10 protein-coding genes and 3 pseudogenes are annotated in these 5,912 nt (G+C 33.8%); 1 reads left to right on the plus strand and 12 read right to left on the minus strand.

The window, feature by feature from the left end:
* Positions 1-119: pseudogene (locus RQ893_RS07485) on the plus strand (plasmid mobilization relaxosome protein MobC); the annotation flags it as partial.
* A 149-nt stretch (positions 120-268) separates the two neighbouring features.
* On the opposite strand, the gene RQ893_RS07490 reads toward RQ893_RS07485, so the two are convergent.
* The 12 genes and pseudogenes from RQ893_RS07490 to RQ893_RS07545 form a co-directional block, all read right to left on the minus strand.
* Positions 269-781, minus strand: coding sequence for a hypothetical protein (locus RQ893_RS07490; RefSeq protein WP_311482413.1), 513 nt, complete (start codon positions 779-781; stop codon positions 269-271).
* 152 nt (positions 782-933) lie between these two features.
* Positions 934-1,205, minus strand: a pseudogene (locus tag RQ893_RS07495) (type II toxin-antitoxin system RelB/DinJ family antitoxin).
* A 72-nt stretch (positions 1,206-1,277) separates the two neighbouring features.
* The gene (locus RQ893_RS07500) at positions 1,278-1,499 is read right to left on the minus strand and encodes a helix-turn-helix transcriptional regulator (protein WP_180500841.1); all 222 of its coding nucleotides are present in this window, start codon (positions 1,497-1,499) and stop codon (positions 1,278-1,280) included.
* 2 nt (positions 1,500-1,501) lie between these two features.
* Complete coding sequence (locus RQ893_RS07505) at positions 1,502-2,023, minus strand: DUF2975 domain-containing protein (RefSeq protein WP_311482414.1); 522 nt, start codon at positions 2,021-2,023, stop codon at positions 1,502-1,504.
* Positions 2,024-2,046: 23 nt separating this feature from the next.
* Positions 2,047-2,517 carry a hypothetical protein gene (locus RQ893_RS07510; RefSeq protein WP_068368384.1) on the minus strand — a complete coding sequence of 157 codons (471 nt, stop codon included), beginning with the start codon at positions 2,515-2,517 and terminating at the stop codon, positions 2,047-2,049.
* Positions 2,518-2,613: 96 nt separating this feature from the next.
* Entirely contained in the window at positions 2,614-2,778 is a 165-nt protein-coding gene (locus RQ893_RS07515) for a hypothetical protein (RefSeq protein WP_311482415.1), read from the minus strand.
* A 221-nt stretch (positions 2,779-2,999) separates the two neighbouring features.
* A complete protein-coding gene (locus RQ893_RS07520; RefSeq protein ID WP_311482416.1) occupies positions 3,000-3,293 on the minus strand; it encodes a hypothetical protein in 294 nt (97 codons plus the stop codon).
* Between the two features lie 272 nt (positions 3,294-3,565).
* Positions 3,566-3,709, minus strand: coding sequence for a hypothetical protein (locus RQ893_RS07525; RefSeq protein ID WP_311482417.1), 144 nt, complete (start codon positions 3,707-3,709; stop codon positions 3,566-3,568).
* A gap of 9 nt (positions 3,710-3,718) precedes the next feature.
* Complete coding sequence (locus tag RQ893_RS07530) at positions 3,719-3,859, minus strand: hypothetical protein (protein ID WP_311482418.1); 141 nt, start codon at positions 3,857-3,859, stop codon at positions 3,719-3,721.
* A 496-nt stretch (positions 3,860-4,355) separates the two neighbouring features.
* On the minus strand, positions 4,356-4,598 hold the full coding sequence (locus tag RQ893_RS07535; RefSeq protein ID WP_311482419.1) for a helix-turn-helix domain-containing protein: 243 nt from the start codon (positions 4,596-4,598) through the stop codon (positions 4,356-4,358).
* Positions 4,599-4,720: 122 nt separating this feature from the next.
* Positions 4,721-4,951, minus strand: a complete 231-nt coding sequence (locus RQ893_RS07540; protein ID WP_311482420.1) for a hypothetical protein — start codon at positions 4,949-4,951, stop codon at positions 4,721-4,723.
* Positions 4,952-5,027: 76 nt separating this feature from the next.
* Positions 5,028-5,912, minus strand: a pseudogene (locus RQ893_RS07545) (ABC transporter permease); the annotation flags it as partial.

The following is a 5,912-nucleotide window of genomic DNA, read 5'->3' on the forward strand; positions in this document are numbered from 1 at the left end:
TGGCAAATAGATTTAGAAATGAAAGAATAGAAATAAAACTAACTAAAGAAGAAAAGGAAATTTTTGAAAAGAAAATGAAACTTGCTAATTGCAAAACTATGTCCCACTTTCTTAGGAAAACACGCACAGCTGTAATCAATATTTCTCCGGCTTTTTCAATACCTTCTATTTCTCTACCCTATTCAGCCGGATAATCACAGTTAGATTTAACATATTCTTAACATTGGATTTTTCGTTCGTGTAATGCTAGCAGCCTTTTTACTTACCCTCACATGTCAAAGATCTGGCTGGGGCTTTCCAAATAGGAAATTTTTTCGCCAATAGTGGCCCTGAGGACGTGCCGGGTCTCCCGGTCCCCCTTCTTGGTGACAAAGACCAGGTCGTATCTATTATCATCCGGATCCACTCTTGTAACAGAAACCAGAACCACCCGGTCCAAGGTCGTCTCTCTTAGGGGGAAGTAGGGGTAGTCCCCATTGGCCACCATCGTCTCCAGTGCCTCCTGGGTCATGACTTCCTTAAAGGGGTCATAGAGGGCGGGCAGACCCTGGGCCGCTTCTTGGCTAGTTTCTAAGTCACCATCCAGGCTAAGAACCTGGCCTACCTGGCTAAGATCTTTCTCCAGCTGCCTCCAGTCCTCTTCCTTAAAGTCCAGCTGATCCAGGTAGAGCTGGGCAAAGTCTTGGGCCAGTGCTTGAGCCGGGTCTTTGGTCTCTTTGGGACCACAGGCCACCAGGGCCAGGACCAAAGCTAATAAACTAAATATAGATGCTCTTTTCATAACGTCTCCCCCTTACTAATGATCTCTATATTTTTCATCAAGAACTTCGTCTATTACTATTTTCTCAATAATATGAAACAGCTTTTCAATGTCTTTTCCTTGCTTTTTCAGCTTGCTTTTAATCCTTTTTAAATCTCGTCGTAAACTTTATTTTATACTTCAAGAGCTTTCCTCAGGTCATCCATATTATCATAGGATGTCACATTCGTGTCTTTAGCTATCTTTCTTCCTTCTTCAATCGCTTTTATGGTTTCATCACTTGGAACGTTAAATTTTAAATCAAAAGGAATGCCACTTTCTCTAATACTCGCCCTTAAAAATATATTAATGACTGTCGTCATATTTAAGCCTAAACTGGAGTAGATTTTTCCGCTGCTTCTTTTATTTCTTTATCTGTTCTTATATTCAAATTTGTTGTGGCCATTTCCTCATCTCCTATATGATTATGTTCGTGTATAATCAGCACGTTGTCATTATATGTTGCATATAAACTTCATTATCGTTCTTCTTCATTATCATACTCAAGTAAATCACCTGGTTGACAATCAAGCTCCTTACAGATGCTCGCTAAAGTATTAAATCTAATACCTTTGGCCTTTCCTGTTTTTAATATTGATAAATTTGCTTCGGTTATTCCTATCCTTCCTGCAAGCTCTTTCGATGTCATATTTTTCTTTTTTAAGACTTGATCTAGATTTATAATTATTTGATCCTTCATTTTCAAATTATACTTTCCGAATCTTCTTTTAAGGATTTTCCTGTATCAAATATAATCATTGATGAAAATGCTATAACCATAAAAATTATATTCGTTAAATAGTCCTTAATAGTTAAATTAAAAACACCGCTAATATTGTCCACTTTAAAATAATTGAAAACTAGCTTAGAAATAATTTGGCAAATTGTCAAAATAAGAATAGCTATTAAAATATTTTTCGAATATTTCGAGTTTAAATCTGAAAAATATTCTTTCTTTTCTAAATTCACTAAAATCTTCTCGAATTTATTCAATGAGAAACCAGCAACAATGAATATCATAACGGCACTTAAACATGAATAAATAATAAAAGAAAGAGAAACTTCTTGTAAATTAAATTGTTGAGATTCTACTAAATGTATTACATCATCTTTGAAAATTAGAGTTAATATACTCCCAAGCAATGTGAAGCCTGCTCCCAAATATGAAATATATCTTAAAATCTTAGATAATATAATCGCTATTTTGAAAATAAAACTCTTCATAACTTTTCCTTAGCACTTTCGCATTATCTTTTATCATTCGCATCTTTCAATTCTTGTACTTTATCTTTCAGGTCATTTAAATCTTCTTTAGAAAGTTCCCAAGTTAATGAAGATGGAATCATGGGCATTCCTACCATTGTAATATATGGATAGTTTTCATAAATATAAAAATCTATCTCTGTAGCTTTCTTATCTTTTCTCTTGCTGGTTAACATGAAGTGGTAAGACTCTATTGCATCATCTGGTATTTCTTTAAAATAATTGTCGAAGTTTTTATCATTAATATTTTCTACGCTCATTCCTGTTAAATTGCCAAAGTAGTCTAAAACTTCTTGTTCTTCTGTTTCAACAATTTTTTTATTGTTAGAATCAAATATTTCAATCTTTTCTTCTTTTTTACTTCTCGTTTGTTCTGTCATAGTATTTGGAATACAAGAAGTTAAAACTATAGAAAAAGCAAGAAGAATAGATATTATTAAAAACCTTTTTCTCATTATGATCCTCCCCATTGAATTATTGTAAAACGATAATTATCTTTGAATATTATTGTAAAACAATAATTATAGTTTGTCAATATCATTCGTGATGACTTAAAACTTATCAAAGTCTTCTTGTGTAGCTATTTCTTTGTATTTATATTCATCGTTATTCTTTTCTGTGAACATATCATTTACAAGTCCAATTGTTAATAGGGATAAATCAGAAACAGAAAGACCTAATTCTACAACCCTTAATAGAAACAAGGGTGTAGTCATTGGTCTTTCTGTTGGTCTTACTTTTTTTAGGAACTTCTTCCAATTTTTATATTAAGCCCCCGTTGTTCTTCCTAGTAAAAAAAAGACGGTGAAGATATCTTCTCCCCGTCTTTCCCTCGATTTACTCGTACCTTTTAGGGTGAATACTAAATTTAAAATGTTAATACTCTACCTACTAAAAACATATGAAAATAGTGTCTAGTTTTTTTAATGCTGTTAAATCAAATTAACATCGTTGGGTCTGATCCAAACCAAGTCTCTACACCTCTATCATGCTCATCACTAGATATAGGATCTTCGTATCCTACATCGTCAATCCATGAGATTGCAAAATAATATTTATCTGTTCTAGTTTCTTTTAATACCAGATAAGACAAGCCATCAGGTTTATATTCTATATCGTAATCATTTCTTGTTTCCATTGGCCTGCCTTCTACGTAACCCCAACATTCCCCATAAGCTCCTATGGATAACTTTCTTCTTTCTTCTCCATAAAAACCTATACATTCTAGCATCTCTCCACTTTCTATTTCTGATTTTAAGAATTGATTCGTCGTAATTTCACAAGTAATACTATATTCTTTACCCGTTGGTTTAGATGTAATTTCTATTAAGTACCGGCCTAATAAATTTGGACAACTTCTATCATTCGTACATTTTTTATATTCATAGCTTATTTCTTTATCATTAATTTTTATAGATATATCCCCAAAAGGAGTATTTAACCTTTTCAGATAAGCCTCCCATCGATATTGGCCAAAGTTAAAATACCATCAATCCCCTATTATCATAAGCTTACTTCATCGTTCTTACTCTTAACAATTGTATTTATTGCAAGGGTATCATACTGAATCAGCTTATCCCCAACTGGAAAAACATAGAATTCTTTTACTGGTGTTGCAGCCATCCCAATACAATAATCAATAAGCATGTTAAACTTCTATTGCTTCTTTTTACTACACCTCACCAGATTTGTTACATCCAACGTCTTGAAAAATGTAACCATTGGATTTGGAGCCTTCATCCACAATTCGTAAGCCGCTTCCCTTGTTGTCTCTTGCAGATTTATCTCTTTTGCCATCTTAACCTCCAATTTTTTCAGATTAACACCCACCGCACCAATCCTATATCGGACAATCGCCACAGTGTGGTGTGGCCGTACATATCTCGCCAAATCCACCGTTGCAAGGTCTTATTCCTGACCGAAGATTGTCACGATGTCATCGTCGCTGGCGTGATTGTTTCTAAAGTCAATTGCTGGATTTTGGAATACGGCAATTAGGCCAGACACCTTATCGACCAGTTCCTTGCCGGAGCCAAGTTCATCGGGATTGTTGAAGCTGACATCGAGAAAAAACTCTGAAGCTTGTTGTCCTCTAGAGTCTTCTGAATAATCCTATCCACCCGTTCGCCGACATCGCTCTTTCCCTTGGTGGCAATCAAATCCTAAAGGCACACCCTTGTGATAGTAAACTCAGCGAAAGGCTGACCCTTATATCTGTCGGACACATATTCGAAGAACAGATAGACAAGCACATAATCCTTGTACCCTTGCTGGTTCCAAACCATCTCTTAATTTATTGCAAGCCTCTCAAAGGAGTGCGTATAATTCCGATTTTTTCACAGCCATAACCTCTAAATATCTCCATTCTTAATTTGAATGCGCTTTTCCCGCTGGCAATCCACTCCCCCAGTTCCGATAGTTTGAACTTCCAAGCTTTGCCTACCTTCTTTAGCAGGATATCTTTGCCCTTGCTAATCCAGTCACGAATGGTGGCAGGCTGTACGTCAAGATACTCAGCCGTCTCTCTTGTACCGATTCATTTTTCTTCTTTAATTATTTCGCTCATTTGGGTTCTCCTCACTTACGAAAATGTGTACGCAATAGTCTAATGAACATTAGACCAGATAGCTTGTATTTTTTCCAACAGTTTGGGTGCTTTTATATCGTTTTGCGTGGCATCAAGGATAACTGACAATAGTTACATAGTCTCAATATCTCCAAAACCACCTTTGATAACATTTTTGTAGTCTTAATGAGGCAAAAAGCAGTTCTGAAGTTACAACTCTCTATTTTCCAGTATATTGTAAAATTTAATTTTAAAAATCGCACCATCTTTTCCATTTTTTCAAATATATCTCCATTGTTTGCCTCAACAATTGATTTTGCCATGGCAAGTCCTATGCCAAAGCCCTTAGAGTCAGGACTTTTGTAAATTCTTACTAATATTCTTACTCATAAGTCCCTCCTAGTCAAATCCTCTTATCAAATCAATGGGATCGATCTTTAAAATATTTTGTAAAGTTGTCTTGTAAATTAAAATATTTATACCATAAATCAAAATTCCAAAAGCAAGGAAATATTTATATTCAAAATAAGACAACAAAATTTTCATATCCAATGTTGGCGAAATTTTTGAAATTACAAATAAAGCAGCAAAACTTACTATTAAAACTATTGCCAGTGATTTAATTTCTTCTAATATAAAATCTCTTGTATATTTGTTTTTCAGTTCTTCCTCATCTATTCCACAAGACACTAAAGATCCAATTTCTTTTTTTCTTGCCATTAAACTTAAATTAATAGAAGAATATCCATTGGTTATATTTAAAATAAAAATTATACTTGCAATAGAAATTATCATAAGGCCAAAAGTTTTTACGTCTTTCATGCGATTTGCTTCTACATCTTTGCTTGTAGTTAAATTATAAGTTTCATTGTAAGCAATGGATGAATCTAATCTCTCTTTAACTTCATTCTTTATATCGTCTAACTTATTTTCATCAACTTTCATTGAAAGTTCGTAGGTGTTTCTTCTCAAGTCATTGTTGTTTTTTAAATAAAATTTATTCCATTCTTCTAAAAGTTTAAAGTATGTGTCAAAGTCAACATATAAATTCACATAAAAAGGTAGTCTTCTTTGCCTAAAGTCCTTTGTGTCATCAATTAATTTATCTACTTTGATTGAATAATTATAATTTTCATCTTCTGTTATGGAGTAATTTAAACTATCCATATTTTTAAAATATTTTGTTGTTTCTGATCCATCAATTGGTGCATTTGGATTGACTTGGACTTTATTTAATAGCAAAGCCTCTCCCTTTTTGCCACCTATCTTTTCAAAAGTTTCATC

Origin of the sequence: uncultured Anaerococcus sp. (assembly GCF_963510915.1) — a bacterium.
Taxonomy (GTDB): domain Bacteria; phylum Bacillota; class Clostridia; order Tissierellales; family Peptoniphilaceae; genus Anaerococcus.

Coding starts and splice junctions, on each gene's coding strand:
- RQ893_RS07490 (WP_311482413.1), bottom strand. CDS start 781: ATGAAAAGAGCATCTATATTTAGTTTATTAGCTTTGGTCCTGGCCCTG.
- RQ893_RS07500 (WP_180500841.1), bottom strand. CDS start 1,499: ATGAAGGATCAAATAATTATAAATCTAGATCAAGTCTTAAAAAAGAAA.
- RQ893_RS07505 (WP_311482414.1), bottom strand. CDS start 2,023: ATGAAGAGTTTTATTTTCAAAATAGCGATTATATTATCTAAGATTTTA.
- RQ893_RS07510 (WP_068368384.1), bottom strand. CDS start 2,517: ATGAGAAAAAGGTTTTTAATAATATCTATTCTTCTTGCTTTTTCTATA.
- RQ893_RS07515 (WP_311482415.1), bottom strand. CDS start 2,778: ATGACTACACCCTTGTTTCTATTAAGGGTTGTAGAATTAGGTCTTTCT.
- RQ893_RS07520 (WP_311482416.1), bottom strand. CDS start 3,293: ATGCTAGAATGTATAGGTTTTTATGGAGAAGAAAGAAGAAAGTTATCC.
- RQ893_RS07525 (WP_311482417.1), bottom strand. CDS start 3,709: ATGCTTATTGATTATTGTATTGGGATGGCTGCAACACCAGTAAAAGAA.
- RQ893_RS07530 (WP_311482418.1), bottom strand. CDS start 3,859: ATGGCAAAAGAGATAAATCTGCAAGAGACAACAAGGGAAGCGGCTTAC.
- RQ893_RS07540 (WP_311482420.1), bottom strand. CDS start 4,951: ATGGCAAAATCAATTGTTGAGGCAAACAATGGAGATATATTTGAAAAA.